At 61.4% G+C, this 16,526-nt stretch carries 15 protein-coding genes and 1 tRNA gene; 9 read left to right on the top strand and 7 right to left on the bottom strand.

Annotated elements, in window-relative coordinates:
* Positions 1 to 65 precede the first annotated feature (65 nt).
* The gene (queA, locus tag HMPREF9695_RS09525; RefSeq protein ID WP_006020638.1) at positions 66 to 1,148 is read left to right on the top strand and encodes a tRNA preQ1(34) S-adenosylmethionine ribosyltransferase-isomerase QueA; all 1,083 of its coding nucleotides are present in this window, start codon (positions 66 to 68) and stop codon (positions 1,146 to 1,148) included.
* An 8-nt stretch (positions 1,149 to 1,156) separates the two neighbouring features.
* Entirely contained in the window at positions 1,157 to 2,290 is a 1,134-nt protein-coding gene (tgt, locus tag HMPREF9695_RS09520; RefSeq protein WP_006020637.1) for a tRNA guanosine(34) transglycosylase Tgt, read from the top strand.
* Between the two features lie 18 nt (positions 2,291 to 2,308).
* Here tgt and HMPREF9695_RS26935 read toward each other — a convergent pair whose 3' ends face one another.
* On the bottom strand, positions 2,309 to 2,530 hold the full coding sequence (locus HMPREF9695_RS26935) for a hypothetical protein (RefSeq protein WP_083875187.1): 222 nt from the start codon (positions 2,528 to 2,530) through the stop codon (positions 2,309 to 2,311).
* 228 nt (positions 2,531 to 2,758) lie between these two features.
* Between HMPREF9695_RS26935 and cysK the strand changes: the two genes are divergently transcribed.
* On the top strand, positions 2,759 to 3,742 hold the full coding sequence (cysK, locus tag HMPREF9695_RS09515; RefSeq protein WP_006020636.1) for a cysteine synthase A: 984 nt from the start codon (positions 2,759 to 2,761) through the stop codon (positions 3,740 to 3,742).
* Between the two features lies 1 nt (position 3,743).
* The gene (locus HMPREF9695_RS09510; protein ID WP_006020635.1) at positions 3,744 to 3,989 is read left to right on the top strand and encodes a BrnA antitoxin family protein; all 246 of its coding nucleotides are present in this window, start codon (positions 3,744 to 3,746) and stop codon (positions 3,987 to 3,989) included.
* On the opposite strand, the gene HMPREF9695_RS09505 is transcribed toward HMPREF9695_RS09510, so the two are convergent.
* Positions 3,990 to 4,919, bottom strand: coding sequence for a glycine/sarcosine/betaine reductase selenoprotein B family protein (locus HMPREF9695_RS09505; protein WP_006020634.1), 930 nt, complete (start codon positions 4,917 to 4,919; stop codon positions 3,990 to 3,992).
* A gap of 111 nt (positions 4,920 to 5,030) precedes the next feature.
* Between HMPREF9695_RS09505 and HMPREF9695_RS26650 the strand changes: the two genes are divergently transcribed.
* Positions 5,031 to 5,204 (top strand): hypothetical protein, encoded by a 174-nt coding sequence (locus HMPREF9695_RS26650; protein ID WP_167540050.1) that lies wholly within the window; start codon positions 5,031 to 5,033, stop codon positions 5,202 to 5,204.
* 32 nt (positions 5,205 to 5,236) lie between these two features.
* Here HMPREF9695_RS26650 and HMPREF9695_RS09500 read toward each other — a convergent pair whose 3' ends face one another.
* Positions 5,237 to 5,488, bottom strand: coding sequence for a hypothetical protein (locus tag HMPREF9695_RS09500; RefSeq protein WP_006020632.1), 252 nt, complete (start codon positions 5,486 to 5,488; stop codon positions 5,237 to 5,239).
* 171 nt (positions 5,489 to 5,659) lie between these two features.
* Between HMPREF9695_RS09500 and HMPREF9695_RS09495 the strand changes: the two genes are divergently transcribed.
* Positions 5,660 to 5,735 (top strand) — tRNA-Lys (locus HMPREF9695_RS09495).
* Between the two features lie 359 nt (positions 5,736 to 6,094).
* Here HMPREF9695_RS09495 and HMPREF9695_RS09485 read toward each other — a convergent pair.
* Both HMPREF9695_RS09485 and HMPREF9695_RS09480 read right to left on the bottom strand, forming a co-directional pair.
* Entirely contained in the window at positions 6,095 to 8,782 is a 2,688-nt protein-coding gene (locus tag HMPREF9695_RS09485) for a glycosyltransferase (protein WP_006020629.1), read from the bottom strand.
* 200 nt (positions 8,783 to 8,982) lie between these two features.
* On the bottom strand, positions 8,983 to 9,540 hold the full coding sequence (locus HMPREF9695_RS09480; protein ID WP_006020628.1) for a hypothetical protein: 558 nt from the start codon (positions 9,538 to 9,540) through the stop codon (positions 8,983 to 8,985).
* Positions 9,541 to 9,883: 343 nt separating this feature from the next.
* Between HMPREF9695_RS09480 and HMPREF9695_RS09475 the strand changes: the two genes are divergently transcribed.
* Positions 9,884 to 11,419, top strand: coding sequence for a glycoside hydrolase family 17 protein (locus HMPREF9695_RS09475; RefSeq protein ID WP_208856382.1), 1,536 nt, complete (start codon positions 9,884 to 9,886; stop codon positions 11,417 to 11,419).
* On the opposite strand, the gene HMPREF9695_RS09470 is transcribed toward HMPREF9695_RS09475, so the two are convergent.
* Together HMPREF9695_RS09470 and HMPREF9695_RS09465 are read right to left on the bottom strand one after the other, a co-directional pair.
* Entirely contained in the window at positions 11,379 to 11,759 is a 381-nt protein-coding gene (locus tag HMPREF9695_RS09470; RefSeq protein WP_006020626.1) for a hypothetical protein, read from the bottom strand. The genes HMPREF9695_RS09475 and HMPREF9695_RS09470 overlap by 41 nt on opposite strands.
* A gap of 60 nt (positions 11,760 to 11,819) precedes the next feature.
* Entirely contained in the window at positions 11,820 to 12,941 is a 1,122-nt protein-coding gene (locus HMPREF9695_RS09465; RefSeq protein ID WP_006020625.1) for a hypothetical protein, read from the bottom strand.
* Between the two features lie 161 nt (positions 12,942 to 13,102).
* Between HMPREF9695_RS09465 and glmU the strand changes: the two genes are divergently transcribed.
* Positions 13,103 to 14,464, top strand: coding sequence for a bifunctional UDP-N-acetylglucosamine diphosphorylase/glucosamine-1-phosphate N-acetyltransferase GlmU (gene glmU / locus HMPREF9695_RS09460; protein WP_041711586.1), 1,362 nt, complete (start codon positions 13,103 to 13,105; stop codon positions 14,462 to 14,464).
* A gap of 131 nt (positions 14,465 to 14,595) precedes the next feature.
* Positions 14,596 to 16,422 carry a glutamine--fructose-6-phosphate transaminase (isomerizing) gene (gene glmS, locus HMPREF9695_RS09455; protein ID WP_041711584.1) on the top strand — a complete coding sequence of 609 codons (1,827 nt, stop codon included), beginning with the start codon at positions 14,596 to 14,598 and terminating at the stop codon, positions 16,420 to 16,422.
* The last annotated feature ends 104 nt before the right edge of the window (positions 16,423 to 16,526 follow it).

Raw genomic sequence — 16,526 nt, 5'->3', positions numbered from 1 at the left:
GACGCTATAGTCTGGCTTTGCGAATGGATGGCCGGGCATGTCCCGGCCATCGACATTTGAGCATCATGCGTACTGATCTTTTCGACTTCGAACTCCCGGAAGGCAATATCGCGCTGCGGCCTGTCAGCCCGCGCGATGCGGCGCGCATGCTCGTGGTGAAGCCGGGTCAGCCGCTGACGGATTCCACTGTTTCCGATTTGCCGTTGTTTCTTCAGCCCGGCGATCAACTCGTGGTCAACGACACCAAGGTCATCCCGGCGCAACTGACCGGCCGCCGCATCGGTCGTGAAACTGAGCCGAAGATCGAAGCGACGCTCATCAAGCGGCTCGACGGATCACGCTGGCAGGCACTGGTGAAACCGGCAAAGAAACTTACCGCTGGTGACGCTATCCGCTTCGGCAACGAGGGCCGTGTTTGTCTGCTCGGAAATCTCGATGCCGAAGTTGAGAGCAAGGGCGAGAACGGCGAGGTGACGCTGGCATTCTCGTTTCACGGGCCGATCCTGGATCAGGCCATTGCCGACGTCGGCGCGCCGCCGTTGCCGCCCTATATCGCCTCGCGCCGGACGCCGGACGAACGCGATGCAGCGGACTATCAGACCATGTTTGCCGTCAGCGAGGGCGCGGTTGCCGCGCCCACGGCTGGACTGCACTTTACACCGGCGCTTGAGGCGGCTTTGCGGGATCGCGGCATCGGACTGAATCGTGTGACACTGCATGTCGGGGCAGGGACGTTCCTTCCGGTGAAGGCTGACGACACGGCTGGCCACAAGATGCATTCCGAATGGGGCACGGTGTCCAGTGAGACCGCCGCCGCACTTAACCAGGCCCGCACCAGGGGGGGCCGTATCGTCGCCGTCGGGACGACATCGTTGCGGCTGCTGGAAAGCGCTGCTGCGGATGACGGCACTATCCAGCCGTTCTCCGATGACACCGCGATTTTCATCACGCCCGGCTATCGCTTCAAGGCCGTGGACATTCTGATGACCAACTTTCACCTGCCGCGGTCGACGCTATTCATGCTTGTTTCGGCCTTCAGCGGGCTGGAGACCATGCAGAAAGCCTATGCTCATGCCATAGAGACCGGCTATCGCTTCTATTCATATGGCGATGCGTCCCTGTTGTTCCGCAATCAACCTGACCGATAAACTCGCTCATGAGCGTTCCCAATTATTTCAAGCTTCTCGGCCGCGACGGCGAGGCGCGGACCGGCGAACTCACCACCCCGCATGGGGTTGTGCGCACGCCTGCATTCATGCCTGTCGGCACGGCCGGTGCCATGAAGGGCATCCACTGGCGTGACATTCGCGAAACTGGGGCCGATATCGTCCTTGGCAACACCTATCATCTGATGCTGCGGCCGGGTGCGGAGCGCATCGCCGCGCTTGGCGGGTTGCAGGCATTCACCACATGGAATGGCCCGATGCTCACCGACTCCGGTGGCTTCCAGGTCATGTCGCTCGCCAAGATTCGCAAAGTTACCGAGCATGCCGTGACGTTCAGTTCGCACATCGACGGTACCAAGGTGGAATTGTCGCCAGAGCGCGCGATCGAAGTGCAGCGGCTGCTGGGGTCCGACATTGCGATGCAACTCGATGAATGCGTCAGGCTTCCGGCAGAACGCACCGAAATCGAACGTGCGATGCAATTGTCGATCCGCTGGGCTGAGCGCAGCAAGCGGGCGTTCGAAACTGCACCTCCCGGCTACATGTTGTTCGGTATCGCGCAAGGCGGAGACGTTCCGGAATTGCGCCGTGAAAGCACCCTCTCACTGATCGACATCGGCTTCCATGGCTACGCCGTCGGCGGTCTCGCCGTGGGAGAGCCGCAGGAGGTCATGCTGGCGATGATCGAGGAGGTCGCGCCGCTCCTGCCGCAGGAGCGTCCGCGCTACCTGATGGGCGTCGGGACACCGGACGATATGCTGGAGGCTGTCGCCCGCGGCATCGACATGTTCGACTGCGTGATGCCGACGCGGAACGGCCGTCACGGCCATGTCTTCACGCGCCATGGCGTTATCAATCTGCGAAATGCCCGCCACGCCGACGATCCTAGGCCGCTGGACGAGGAAAGCGGCTGGCGTTCGACGAGTGGTTATTCACGGGCTTACTTGCACCATCTCGTGAAGTCCGAGGAGGCGCTGGGCGCGATGCTGTTGTCCGAGATCAACGTCGCCTACTATCAAAGCCTGATGAGCGGCGCCCGCGCCGCAATTGCTGCCGGGACGTTCGACGATTATCGCGCATCGGTTCGTGCAGGATGGGCGCGGGGCGATATCGCGCCGCGCTAAGCCAAGCAGGTCTGCGACTTAGTTGCAGACGATTTTCGTTGAGTTCGTTGAGTGCTTCGTAACGAAGCCGTACCCGCAATTGTCGCAAGTCCAGAGGTAGCTGATGACGTTATCAGCCAGGAACGCGGATGCTTCTGCGGCAACCATCGAGTCCGCGCAGATCGTGCAAATGGGCCGGTCTGTGCTCCGAGGGGGCAGGCGTGACGGTTTGGTCGACAGAAGTTCAGCAAGTGCTGGCATCGTGACCTCCCTTCCGGGTTCGAGCTCGCGCAGAATATACTCATGCAAGTTTGAAGTTGTCGCAACACAAATACGTTCTTTTTGCGAAATACTGTTTTTGCAACGCAATGCATGCCGGCAGACGATTGCTCTTGCACGCGCGGTCGCGACCGCCATTAATGGCGGAAGCCTTTCGTTTTGCGCAGCTTTCTCCCATGGTGCGCACGGATCGATTCAGGAGGACCGGGCATGGATACCAAGTCAAACCCAACTGCTTCACAGACACGTCAGCCCGGGCGCGGACGAATCTACGACAGCATCGTTGATGCATTCGGCGATACGCCGATCGTTCGGCTTCACCGTCTGCCGGAACAGAACGGAGTAAAGGCGAAAATTCTCGCCAAACTTGAATATTTCAATCCCGCCGCGAGCGTGAAGGACCGCATTGGTGCGGCGATGATCATCGCGATGGAAAACGCCGGCGTCATCAATCCGGACACCGTTCTGATCGAGCCGACATCCGGCAATACGGGCATCGCGCTGGCGTTCGTCGCCGCGTCGCGCGGCTACAGGCTGAAGCTCGTGATGCCGGAATCGATGTCGATCGAGCGGCGCAAAATGCTGGCGTTTCTGGGCGCCGAAATTGTCCTGACGCCGGCGGCACAAGGCATGAAAGGTGCGATTGCAACTGCGGAAGATCTTGTCCGCAACACGCCCAACTCGGTGATGCCGCAGCAATTCAAGAACCTGGCCAATCCCGAAGTTCACCGCCGCACCACGGCCGAAGAAATCTGGAACGACACCAACGGAGATATTGACGTATTCGTGGCCGGCGTTGGCACGGGCGGCACGATCACCGGCGTCGGGCAGGTTCTGAAGCCGCGCAAACCATCCCTGCGCATTGTTGCCGTCGAGCCCGTGGAAAGTCCGGTGCTGTCCGGCGGCCAGCATTCGCCGCACAAGATTCAGGGCATTGGTGCCGGCTTTGTGCCGGATATTCTCGATCGGTCCGTGATCGACGAGATCGTCAAGGTCGATAGCGCGACAGCGATTACGACTTCGCGCGCACTCGCACGTGTGGAAGGCATTCCGGGCGGCATCTCGTCGGGGGCAGCTATTGCGGCAGCGCTCGAACTCGGCAAGCGGCCGGAAAATGCCGGCAAGACCATTCTCGCGGTTATCCCGTCATTCTCGGAGCGCTATTTGTCCACGGCGTTGTTTGAAGGAATTTGAAATGGCATCTCCTCCGCGGCGGCCCCGCACGCTCAGTGACGCAAAAACCGAAGCCGAGGCGGCGTTCAAATCCGTCACTGCCAAGGTGCCGGAAGCCGTTCCAAGGAAAGCTGCCATCCCCGGTGTGAAGGAGCTTGTCTCGATCAGGATCGATCAGGACGTCCTTGAGCATTTCCAGGAGGGCGGTCCCGGCTGGCAGGACCGCATCAATGCCGCGTTGAGGAAGGCGGCAGGGATGTCCGACTGATCACGCCACGCGATTGACGCGCGCGGCTTCTTTCTGCGCATCGAAATCGCGTCGCCGCCGGGCAAGCTCTTCCGGCGACATCCGCTCGACATTGTTGTAGTCGAGCTTCCACGAAGCATCTGCCCTCCAGCGCAGCGGTGACTGAACCGTCGTCTGCGGACCTGGTGCGCTTTTAAGCACCTTCAGCGCCAGTTCCAGCGTAAATGCCTGCGACGGCACATCGTGCGGCTTGCCGGCGGAATTGCCGAGCGGAAAATCGCTGAACAGGAACCGCGGTACAGCTGCGTGCTCGACGATGTCCTTGGCGCAGCCCATCACCACGGTTGCAATTCCATTGGCCTCGAGGTGACGAGCCACCAGCGCCGTGGTCTGGTGACACACGGGACAATTGGGGACCAGCACGACGGCATCGACGTCGTCGGCCTTGCACCGCGCCAGGATTTCCGGGGCGTCGGTCTCGATCGTCACCCGGTGGCTGCGATTGGTCGGCGCGCCGAAGAAGCGGGGGGCGATCGCGCCAATCCGGCCTTCGCGGGCAAGCCGATGCATCTGTGCCAGCGGAAACCATGAGTTCATGTCGGTCGCGGACGTGTGTGCGCGGTCGTAGGCGATGTGAGAGATCCGCAGGTCGTGCTGCTTCGCGCTGTCGCCATCGTAGACCTGATAGAATTTCGCGCTGCCGTTGTAGGCCGCGCCCGGTCCCTGATCGCCTTTCGTGGGGTCGAAGCGGGCCGCCGTGGTGACGATGGCCACCCGCGACTGTGCCAGCGGTTTTGTCAGCGGCTGAAAGGGAGCGGCGAGATTGTGCGCCCAGCGATAGGGCGTGTCGTACCCGATGGCGAGGTAGTAGTCGCGCGTCCGCTGCATGTACGGCACGGGCACATCGAACTCCTGGACGACGTCCTCGGGGGCCGCAGGCGAATCCGTCATGGCGCATGTCCTCGAAATGTGACGAAGTAGGCGTAGCAGATGCGACTCGCCTCAGCCATATTCAAGGGAACCATGCCGGTCATACCGGCAATGCGGGTAAGGAAACCAGCGATGGCCGGAAAGCAGAAAAAGCGAGATGCCGCCGATGCGGGCAAGGTGAAAAAACGCCCGGACCCCACCAAGAATGCGCCGTTCAAGGTCGATCCCGAAAGCGACGACTTCGCGACCCCGAGGATCGATCTCAGCGAGGACGAACTGAAAGAGCAGGAAGACCGCAGATCCTGACGGATACGGGCTGTGAAAGCGTAGGGCCCGGGTTACAGGCTGCTCAGATCCGTCGGGACGTTGCCAAAGGTCTTCAGCACCATGGCATCCTTGAAATCACCCGTCATCGGATCGCCCGAGCGGGTGAAGGCGACTGCGCCGATAATGCCGGAGGTGCGAGACAACGTTTCGGCACGCCGAATCGCTGTGGATGCGCTCTGGAATTCCTCGGCGGTTCCCGTCACGACAGAGCCTTCATCGTCTTCACTGAACGGAAGGGCAACATAGTAGGAGATATCGGCCATCGGATTTTCCGGCTGTGATGGGTGGAGACTATGTTCTCTATTTGTTCTACTGTCAATGGCTGTCCTCGGGCTGGAATCTCGAACCCAAGGTCGGCGAATTCCACAGCCTGAACAAGGATGCCGGGGCGCACTTGACCCACATCCACCCGCCACCTACACACCGCGACACGTGAGCGCGTAGCTCAGGCGGTAGAGCACGTGACTTTTAATCATGGGGTCGAGGGTTCGAGTCCCTCCGCGCTCACCATGACATCCATGGCAAACCGCATCCCTGCGGTTACAATCCGCGAAGATTCGCATTGTTGCGGGTCGCGAACCTTTTGGGTCGCGGGCAGCGAAAAGGGGCAAACGAGAATGTATGTCGTCGCCGGTATCCTGGTTGCCCTGTCCGGGCTCTTCTACGCAGCCGATCAGGGTCAGATCGGTAGCCTCGGAAAAACCATGTGCAACTACGGGGAAACGTTTTGCCGGCATCCCGTCTACGTTTTGGTCGGGGCGGGAATAGCCGCGGCATGGGGCACATTCGTCAGCATCAAGTAAGCCGACGCCATCTGTTTCTGTTGCCCTCGGTCGCCCGCCTGAAGCCAACGAACCCCGTGCCAGCGATCACTTGATATCCGAGCGGACGTCCGATGTGACCGGCTGTTGAACCGTCATGTTCGTCGGCGTTGTTTCCCGGCGAAGACCGATCAGCTCGGCGGCGCGCACCGTTGACGAACTCCAGAAGCCAAAGGCGTTGATCCGCGAGTTCTCAAGGATCGCGATCGCGACAGCCGACAGGAACGGCAGGCTCTGGAGCACAAGCACGCCGGCGAAGATGTTGATCTCGCGAACTTCCTTCTGGTTGAAAGCAACCAGCACGATAGCGCCGATGATGAGGAGGATGCCGATCACGGCCTCCCAGAAGGCCTGGAATTCCACCGACATCCGCGACAGGCCGCCCTTCGAGGTGCGGGCGAAGGGGAGATGGTCGGTTATCAGGCCGTTGGCGACGGCGCGCGACACTGTCCATTGCACCGACATCGCCGCAACCATTGCACCCAGCATCTGGCCTACCTTTACGGGTACGCGCAGCCTGTAGAGTGTCAGGAAGTGGGCTAGCGACACGATGAACGCTGCAATGATCGGCAGGGTCAGGATCTTGTCGGGAATGGCGATGTCGGCGAACGAAACGATCGGTACCCAGATCAGATTGAGGATCGCAACGACCACGCCGAGACTTTCCGCGCCGAGCCAGTTCAGCCAGCCGAGTGCGAACTCGCGCTTCTGATCGGGTGAAAGCCGGCTCGCATTGGGAAGAAACCGGCGCCAGTGCTTTTTGACGATCTGGAAGCCGCCATAGGCCCAGCGGTGGCGTTGTTTCTTGAAGGCCTCGTAGGTGTCCGGCAGCAGGCCGTATCCATACCGCCTGTTGGTGTAGTGGGTGATCCAGCCGTGTTCGATCACGGCGAGGCCCAGATCGGTATCCTCGCAGATCGTATCGCCGGCCCAACCGCCCGCCATGTCCATCGCCGCGCGGCGGATCAGACACATCGTGCCATGGACAATGATGGCGTTGGCTTCGTTCCGCTGCACCATGCCAATGTCGAAGAAACCGGCGTATTCGCCATTCATGATGTAGTGCATCAGCGAGCGGTCGCCGTCGCGATGGTCCTGCGGGGCCTGCACGAGGCCCACGCGGGGGTCGGCGAAAGCCGGAACGAGATCCTTGAGCCAATCCGGCGTGACCACATAGTCGGCGTCGATGATGCCGATAATTTCGGCGTCGGCGGCGGTGCGCGCCATCGCGATCTTCAGCGCGCCAGCCTTGAAGCCCTCGACCTTCTCGGCGTTGATAAAGATGAAGCGTTCGCCGAGTGCGCGGCAATGGTCCTGGATCGGCTGCCAGAAGGCCGGGTCAGGCGTGTTATTGATGATCACCACGCATTCGAAATTCGGGTAATCGAGGCGGGAGACCGCATCGAGCGTCAGCTTCAGCATCTCCGGCGGCTCGAAATACGCCGGGATGTGAATGGAGACCTTTGGCGCGTAGCCTTCAGAGGGCGAGGGTACGGCTTCAGAGATAAGGCGCACCGGCTTGCGTCCGAACGCGATGGTCGCAATCTCCTCGATCCGGGCCATCGCGATCAGGACCAGCGGCACCAGCAGGATAAGACCCAGCGTCAGCGCAAAGGCCGACCCGAAGACGAAGTAGTGCGTGTTCCAGTAGGCGAACACGGTTGCGAACCACGCGCCGACGCCATTGGCCGCAGCGGCCAGCATGATGGATTGCATCACCGTCGGATGTGCCAGACGCAGAATCGGCAGTGACAGCAGCACGCCGATCAGCAGGGCAATGCCTGCTATTTTCCAGTAGTCCGGATCGACAATGGGACCGGTCCAGGCGAACTTCGGTTCGCGTGAAGCATTAAGAACGCCCCAGTAGGGCCCAACGCCGCCTTCGAAAAACTTCCACGGCTGGTCGATCGCTTCGACGATGTTGTAGTCCATGCCGATCGCATCGGCGCGGGTGACGAAGTTCCGCAGCACGGATGCCTGTTCAAATGGGCCAGGGTTGGCATTCTTGAGGTTGTAGCCGGCGCTCGGCCAGCCGAATTCGGCGATCACGATACGCTTGCCAGGGAACGTATCCCGCAGCAGGCCATAGATATACATGGCCTGATCGACAGCCTGCCTGTCGGTGAAATTTTCCCAGTACGGCAGGATATGTGCGGCGATGAAATCGACGGACGACGCGAGCGACGGGCGGCCCTCTTGGGCTGCCAGTTCGAGATCGTCTCGCCAGATGTTCCAGATTTCACCAGTCGTAACTGGAACATTAGTCTGTCTCTTAACGCGCTGGATTAGCTCGATCAGGTCAGCGGCCTTTTGTTCGCCGCGGTAGATCGTTTCGTTGCCGACAACAATGCCGATGACGTTGCTGTTTCGTTTGGCGAGATCCAGGGCGGCTGCGATTTCGCGTTCGTTTCGCTCCGCGTTCTTGTCGATCCAGGCGCCGACCGTGACCTTGAGGCCGAATTCGGCGGCAATCGGGGGAACCAGCTCAACGCCGCCCGTCGACGAGTACAGGCGGATGGCCTTGGTCATCGTCGCGAGTTTCTTGAGGTCTGCGCGGATTTTTTCCTTGTTCGGAATGTTGTCGACGTCCGGGTGCCCCGCGCCTTCGAACGGGGCGTAGGACAGGCTGGGCAACATTCCGTTGAAGTCGGGTGCCTTCTGCTCATCCCTCAGGATGCCCCAGATGGCCGCGTGGACAGCAGTAACGCAGAAGAGGACAGCAACGATGGCGCGCATCAAGGAAAACCATACGGGGCCAAACGTGGCAGGATCGCGAACCTGTCCCCTCGGTTCGTCAGCGTTAATGGCAGCTTATCTATGCTGCGCGGCTTAACAACTCATACGGCGACATGGCCTTTTGAGGGCGTAGCCGAGACCGAATGAATACCCAATGAATGCGGGATCGGTTCGTTCCTGTTCCGCCAGCGCTTTGGCACTTACTTGGCAGGTGTTGTTGCAGGTGTCGGCGCCGCCGGAGCGGGTGCTGGCGGTGTCGCTGCCGCAGGGGCCGCTGGCGGCGGTGGCGCGGCTGCTGCTTGCGGCTGGGACGCCGGATTGATCCAGCAGGCGTGCACGCGGCCGTTGAGGGTCTCGGCCACCTTGGGATCGATCGTGGCGCCGAACCGCACGACACAGCGGAAAGTCGCCTGGATGTGCCCGCCGGGGCAGCCGAAGCGTTCGTACAGGTCAAGATGGCGGAAGGCCGTATCGAGATCGTCGCGCCACATCAGCCCGACCACCCGCCGTCCCAGCCAGACGCATTCGGGATTGCCGGCGGGGCCGTTGATTGCCTGGGCCGCCTCGACGAACTCGTCGGCCTTGCGCTTGCTTTCCTTGGCTGCGTCAGCGGGAGCCGCCTGTTTAGGGGCCGTGTCCTGAGCCCGGAGGTCGCCGCTTTGAGCGATTGCGGCTCCGATACCCACAAACAAAGCGAGGGCCGGAACGGCCACTCGCTGAAAAACCGCAACTCGAAACCCGGTACGAACCCGAAGCATGAAATCCCCGATTGATGGCGTGCCAGCCGGCCGCGCGCCGCGCCTGCACAGGTGCCCTGCTAATGCGGCAGAAGATTGCCTCTACCGCAACTGCCTGATTCACATGAAGGACATTTACGTTTTTGTCCAGCAAGGCGGAAGTTTGATGGCCTTGTGGTAAAGGCGTGCGACGAGAAGACCGGGGGTAGCCGCGCGCTGGGGTCTTGGCAGACCGGCGCGGACCGGTTATCGACGTGCCTCCTGGAGGACGGAACCCATTTCGCTTCGTACGCCCCTGGCCCTTCTGGTCATATCCCTGAGCGCTATTGCTGCAATTTGGTGGTGGTTAGCCACGCCAATCGTTTTGGCGCGCGCGCCGATCGACCCTGCTGCCAAGCTGGAATGCGTCTCCTATGCACCATTCCGGGATGGTCAGAATCCTTTGCAGCCGGGGTTGGTGATCTCGCCGGAGCAGATGACGCAGGACCTCGCGCAACTGGCCAAGGTTACCGATTGCGTCCGCACCTATTCGGTCGGCAACGGCCTCGACAGGGTCCCGGAGCTCGCCGAAAAGGCCGGGCTCAAGGTGATGCTCGGGATCTGGATCGGCACCAACCGAATCGACAATCGCGCGCAGATAGAAACAGCCATCGCGCTCGCCAAGAAATATCCAGGCGTGATCAGCGCGGTCATTGTCGGTAACGAGGTGCTCCTTCGCGGCGAAATGACCGCAGCCGACCTGACAGCGAATATCCGCTACGTAAAATCGAAAGTCGGCGCGATCCAGGTCACCTATGCCGACGTCTGGGAGTTCTGGCTCAAGAACCGCGACGTCTATGACGCCGTCGATTTCGTCACGATTCACATCCTGCCGTACTGGGAGGACTTCCCGATTCGCGCGCGTCATGCGGCGAACCACGTGGACGTAATCCGCAAGCGGATGGCGGTCGCATTTCCGAACAAGGAAATCCTGATTGGCGAAACTGGCTGGCCAAGCGCGGGCCGCATGCGCGAAGGCGCGCTGCCGTCGCGGGCCAATCAAGCCCGGGTGGTCTCTGAAATCCTCCAGCTTGCTCGCCAGGAAAAGTTCCGGGTCAACCTGATCGAGGCCTATGACCAGCCTTGGAAGCGGATGTGGGAGGGCACTGTCGGAGGTCACTGGGGTCTGTTCGACGCTACCGGCAGCCGAGATCTGAAATATCCAGCGGGCGAGCCGATCACCAACTTCCCGCGGGCAAAGATCTATGCCGGCGCAGGCATGATTTTCTCGGCGCTCGTGTTTGGCGTGGCGCTGCTGACGCTGCGCCGCCGGCCCTGGTCACCGCATTTGAGTTCGTGGGTCACGGTGGCGATCTGTGCCACTGCGGGCGGTGCGCTCCTAGGCGTGGCGTACGACAAGTTGATCGTCGAAAGCCTCGGTGTCGGCGGATGGACCGTCGGCATCCTGCTGTTCGGCGCCGCGGTGTTGTCGCCGCTGGTCGTCGCCAATACTGTGATGTACGGGCGCAGCCTTCCGACATTCATGGAGCTTGTCGGGCCGCGGGAATACCGCACCGGTTCCCGCATGCAGACCATTCTCGGAATCGTGCTGCTGATCACGACGGTGCTCGCCACTCAGACCGCGCTCGGATTCGTGTTCGACCCGCGCTATCGCGATTTTCAGTTCGCGGCACTGACCATGGCCGTTGTGCCGTTTGTGCTGCTGACGGCGCTTAACAGGCCGGCAAAGGGCACGCGCCCGATTACCGAGTCTGTTTTTGCGGGCGCGCTGGCGCTCTCGGCGGTCTACATCGGGTTCAACGAAGGACCGGCGAACTGGCAGTCGCTATGGACCTGCGGATTGTATCTGCTTCTGGCGCTTACGCTGTCGCGGGCGCGGGTCGCGCAAATCCAAGAATAAGCAGCGCGATCGCGACGCCCGACAAACCGATATTGTAGAGCACGATGCCGAAACACGCGGCGATCAGCCCGGCGGTAAGGGTGACGATCGACGGCCGGATGAAGTGCAAGGTGGCGATCACCAGCGCGGCTATTCCGAACACATAGTTCTTGAACAGATAGGTCATCGTCAGTCGGGTCTTGCACAACATGGTCTGCAGACCGGCCTCGCATTCGAGCCGAACCTGCGCAAACTCGATGGCCATGTAACGCAGATAGAGTGCGTATCCGATGGTGAGAAATCCCACGATCAGGATCCATTGCACCTGGTAGGGGGTCAGTCTGAACGGCTCTTTTTTCATGCGCCGAATATGGTTCGGAACGGATTGCGACACAACCCGAATGGCACAAAAGTTGATCGGTTATTTGTTACCGAAGAAGGAGCTGAAGGCCGACGTCTTGGGCCGTTCTTCAACAACAGGCTCGCTGCGCTGCCTGCTTCGCCGCTTCGAACGATAACCCTGGCCTTCAGGCTTCTTTGCCTCCGGCTGCTTTTCGCTGAACATGCTGAGGCGTTGACCTTCGTACACGGTGGTCTCGCAGGCACGGTTGCTCTCGGTGAGCACGCCCGCACAGACTTTCGCAGCTTCCGCGGCATCTGACAGCGGTCCGGCAACAAGCCGCAGTTGCATTCCCAAACCGTCGTGGCGTTCTTTCACCACGATGATCGGTTGCAGCGATGCGAGCTGTTGCAGATTGCCCTTGATCACACCGCGCCAAAGAGCGCGCAGACCTTCGATCGAATTCGCGCCGCCGAGGTCTACGCCAAACTCCGTCTTCCGCACGATAGCTGCTGGTGGCGTTTCAACCGCCGCCGGGTTCTGCGGGGCGATAGCCGCCGTCACGGTCGGAGCGGGAGATTGATCGGCCGTGGACGTTTCGGCTTTCTGCTCAACCGGTTTGGCGGGCGGAGAGGTTGCTGCCGGGGCGGTCGCGACCGGCGCGATCTTGGGAAGCTGGGTGACGGATTCGGCTTTCGCCTCCGTTGGTTTGACCGGACCGATGGGATCAGCCTCGGTCGCCTGTGGGAGGGACGTCTGTGCGGGAGCCGAGGCCGCAGGTGGTGCCGGTTGCGTTGCAGGTGGTAAGGAAGCCGCGGGCCGTGCCAGCGCGCCAGTCACCGAGTCCAGCCCCTGTTCGAGCATCGTCAAGCGCGCATACAGGCGATCCCGATCGCCGTTGAGCGTATCGACCGCCGCTGCAAGTTCGCGCGCTTTGTTCTGGCTTTCCTTTGCGATCCACTGAACCTGCTGGGATTGCCGGGCGAGTTCGGCGGATGCCAATTGATCGCGGTTCATCGCTGCCGGTGACCGCGTCGCGAGGATCGCAACGATCAGCGCTCCGACCGTGCCGACGCCCCAGGACGCCAGACGCCACATGGAAGGTCCGCCGAATTCGTCCTCTTCCGCGAGAAAGCGATTGATCCAGCCGGCACCGTCATCGTCCGTCAGATCATCGCGGAATTGGTTGCGATCCTTGGCCATGGGACTGTCGGGCCCTCCCGCGGCCCTGCGAATCATTGTGTAAAGATTAACAGAAGCTGGGGTTTGTGCGCGCGGTGGGCGTGTCCAAAACACTTTTGTCCCTCGGCGCTCTCGGGTAAGACGACGCCGGCGCGACTTCGCGTGCGGTACAGGAAAAGCGCATGTCCGGCAGAACAACCCTTACGATCGTACTTGCAGCCGGCGAGGGCACGCGAATGCGTTCCAGCCTGCCGAAGGTGCTGCATCCGATCGCGGGACAGCCGCTGATCGCGCATGTGCTTGCGGCCGCGCCGGGCGGCAAGAACGATACGATTGCGGTCGTGGTCGGCCCTGATCACCAGGCGGTGGTGGATGAGATCAAGCGGTCACGCCCGGAGGCCAAAACCTTTGTGCAGCGGGAGCGGCTCGGTACCGCCCACGCGGTGCTCGCGGCGCGCGAAGCCATTGCCTATGGAGCGGACGACATCCTGGTCGCTTTCGGCGACACACCGCTGATCGATGCAGTGACATTCGAGCGCTTGCGGACCGCGTTGAAGGACGGCGCGGCGCTGGCGGTACTCGGCTTTCGTGCCGCCGATCCGACTGGTTATGGACGATTGCTGGTAGAGGATGGACAACTGGTTGCGATCCGCGAGCAGGCCGATGCCAGCGAAGCCGAACGCGCCGTCACCCTTTGTAACGCAGGCGTCATGGCCTTTGCGGGCAGCACTGCACTGAAGATTCTGGATCGCATCGGCAATGGCAATAGCAAGGGCGAGTATTATCTAACCGATGCGGTGACGATCGTGCGGGAGCTTGGTCTGCGCGCCGCCGTGATCGAAACTGGTGAGGACGAAGTGCGCGGAATCAACACCAAGGCCCAGCTTGCCGAAGCGGAACAGGTGATGCAGCAGCGGCTGCGGCGGGCGGCACTGGATGCCGGCGTTACCCTCATCGCACCTGAGACGGTGTTCCTGTCGGCGGATACAACGTTCGGCAAGGATGTCATCATCGAACCGTTCGTTGTCATTGGCCCCGGCGTTGCGATCGACGACGGCGCGGTCATCCATTCGTTCTCGAACATCGTCGGCGCGCGCATCGGCAAGGGCGCATCTGTCGGTCCTTACGCGCGGCTGCGGCCAGGCACGGTGCTGGGCGAAGGTGTTCGCATCGGCAACTTCGTCGAGACCAAGGCCGCGGATCTTGAGGCCGGGGTGAAGGTTAATCACCTGACCTATATCGGCGATACCCATATCGGCCAGAATGCTAACATCGGCGCGGGCACGATCACCTGCAACTACGACGGGTTCGACAAGCACCGCACCGAGATCGGCGCGGGGGCTTTTGTCGGCTCAAACTCGTCGCTGGTGGCGCCGGTGAAGATCGGCGCGGGCGCCTTTATCGGATCGGGTTCGGTCATCACCAAGGATGTGCCGGACGATTCGCTGGCCATCGAACGCAGCGATCAGACCGTTCGTGAAGGCTGGGCTAAGCGCTTCCGGGACATGAAAATGCTCAATCGGAAGCCGAAAAGCCCGAAGTAGGGCGATTCCGTTTACCGGACTGATTTCGTTAACGGTTTACCCTGTCTCAATCCGCAACAATTGTTGAGGCAGAACCGTGTTATTCCTCGGTACATAAGGCCGCATTGGGGCGGCTGGAGATCACAAACCGCATGTGCGGAATTGTCGGAATTCTTGGACGTGGGCCGGTTGCGGAGCAACTGGTCGATTCCCTCAAGCGGCTTGAATATCGCGGATACGACTCCGCGGGCGTCGCGACGCTGGAAGGCATCCAGCTCGATCGCCGCCGTGCGAAGGGCAAGCTGAAGAATCTGGAAGCGGTGCTGAAGACCTCGCCACTGGCGGGGCACATCGGCATCGGACATACGCGCTGGGCCACGCACGGCAAGCCGACCGAGAATAACGCGCATCCGCATGCGACCGACAACGTCGCCGTGGTTCACAACGGCATCATCGAGAATTTCCGCGACCTGCGCACGCAACTCGAAGCGCAGGGTGCGAAGTTTTCCAGCGAGACCGATACCGAGGTCGTCGCGCATCTGGTCAGTTCGTACCTCGCCAAGGGTTTGTCTCCGGTGGATGCCGTGAAGGCGACGCTTCCGCAGTTGCACGGCGCATTCGCGCTGGCTTTCATCTTCAAGGGCGAAGAAAATCTGATGATCGGTGCCCGCAAGGGCTCGCCGCTCGCGGTTGGCTACGGCGACGGCGAGATGTACCTTGGCTCGGACGCCATCGCGCTCGGACCGTTCACCGACACCATCAGCTATCTCGATGACGGCGACTGGGTCGTTCTCTCCCGTGCCGATGCGACCGTGTATGACGACAAGAACGCCGTGGTCGAACGCGAGATCGTCAAGCACAACACCGCATCCGCGCTGGTGGACAAGGCGAACTACCGCCACTTCATGGCGAAGGAAATTCACGAGCAGCCCGAAGTCGTCGGCCACACGCTGGCGCACTATGTCGACATGGCCACCGAGAAGGTGTCGATGCCGGTCAAACTGCCGTTCGATTTCAAGGACATTCAGCGGGTGTCGATCACGGCCTGCGGCACGGCAAGCTATGCGGGCTTCGTTGCCAAGTACTGGTTCGAGCGCCTTGCGCGGCTGCCGGTCGAACTCGATGTCGCTTCCGAGTTTCGTTACCGCGAAGCGCCGCTGCGCAAGGGCGATCTTGCGATCTTCATTTCGCAGTCCGGCGAAACCGCCGACACGCTGGCTGCGCTGCGTTACGCCAAGTCGCAAGGCCTTCACACCATCTCGATCGTCAACGTGCCGACATCGACCATCGCGCGCGAAAGCGAAACCGCGCTGCCGACGCTGGCCGGACCTGAAATCGGTGTCGCCTCGACCAAAGCCTTTACGTGTCAGCTTGCCGCGCTTGCGGCGCTGGTGATTGCAGCGGGCAAGGCGCGCGGCGAACTGTCCGAGACCGATGAAACCAAACTCGTCCACGCGCTGATCGAAGTGCCGCGCCTGATGACGCAGGCGCTCGCCCTCGAGCCGCAGATCGAAAAGCTCGCCCGCGACATCGCCAAGAGCCAGGACGTGCTCTATCTCGGCCGCGGCACCAACTACCCGCTGGCGCTGGAAGGCGCGCTCAAGCTCAAGGAAATCTCCTACATTCACGCCGAAGGCTACGCCGCCGGCGAACTCAAGCACGGCCCGATCGCGCTGATCGACGAGAAGATGCCCGTGGTCGTGATCGCGCCTTATGACCGGGTGTTCGAGAAGACGGTCTCGAACATGCAGGAGGTCGCGGCGCGGGGCGGCCGGATCATCCTGATGACCGACGCGCGGGGGGCCAGGGAGGCTACCGTCGACTCGCTGGTCACCATCATCCTGCCTGACATGCCGGCTACGGTGACGCCGATGGTGTACGCGGTCCCGGTGCAGTTGCTGGCCTATCATACGGCCGTTGTGATGGGCACCGACGTCGACCAGCCGCGGAACCTCGCCAAATCTGTGACGGTCGAGTAAGACGCGGGCAGACAAACGGTCGCAGCGCGGGCGGTTTTGGCCCGGAAAAGTCTGATACAGTGGTGTCGCAATGATTTGCGATGGTGTTCCCGCGCGTGTTCCGC

This window comes from Afipia broomeae ATCC 49717 (assembly GCF_000314675.2).
In the GTDB taxonomy this organism is placed as follows: Bacteria; Pseudomonadota; Alphaproteobacteria; order Rhizobiales; family Xanthobacteraceae; genus Afipia; species Afipia broomeae.
The sequence above is the reverse complement of the archived record's forward strand: the minus strand, read 5'-3'. Positions and strand labels throughout refer to the sequence as shown.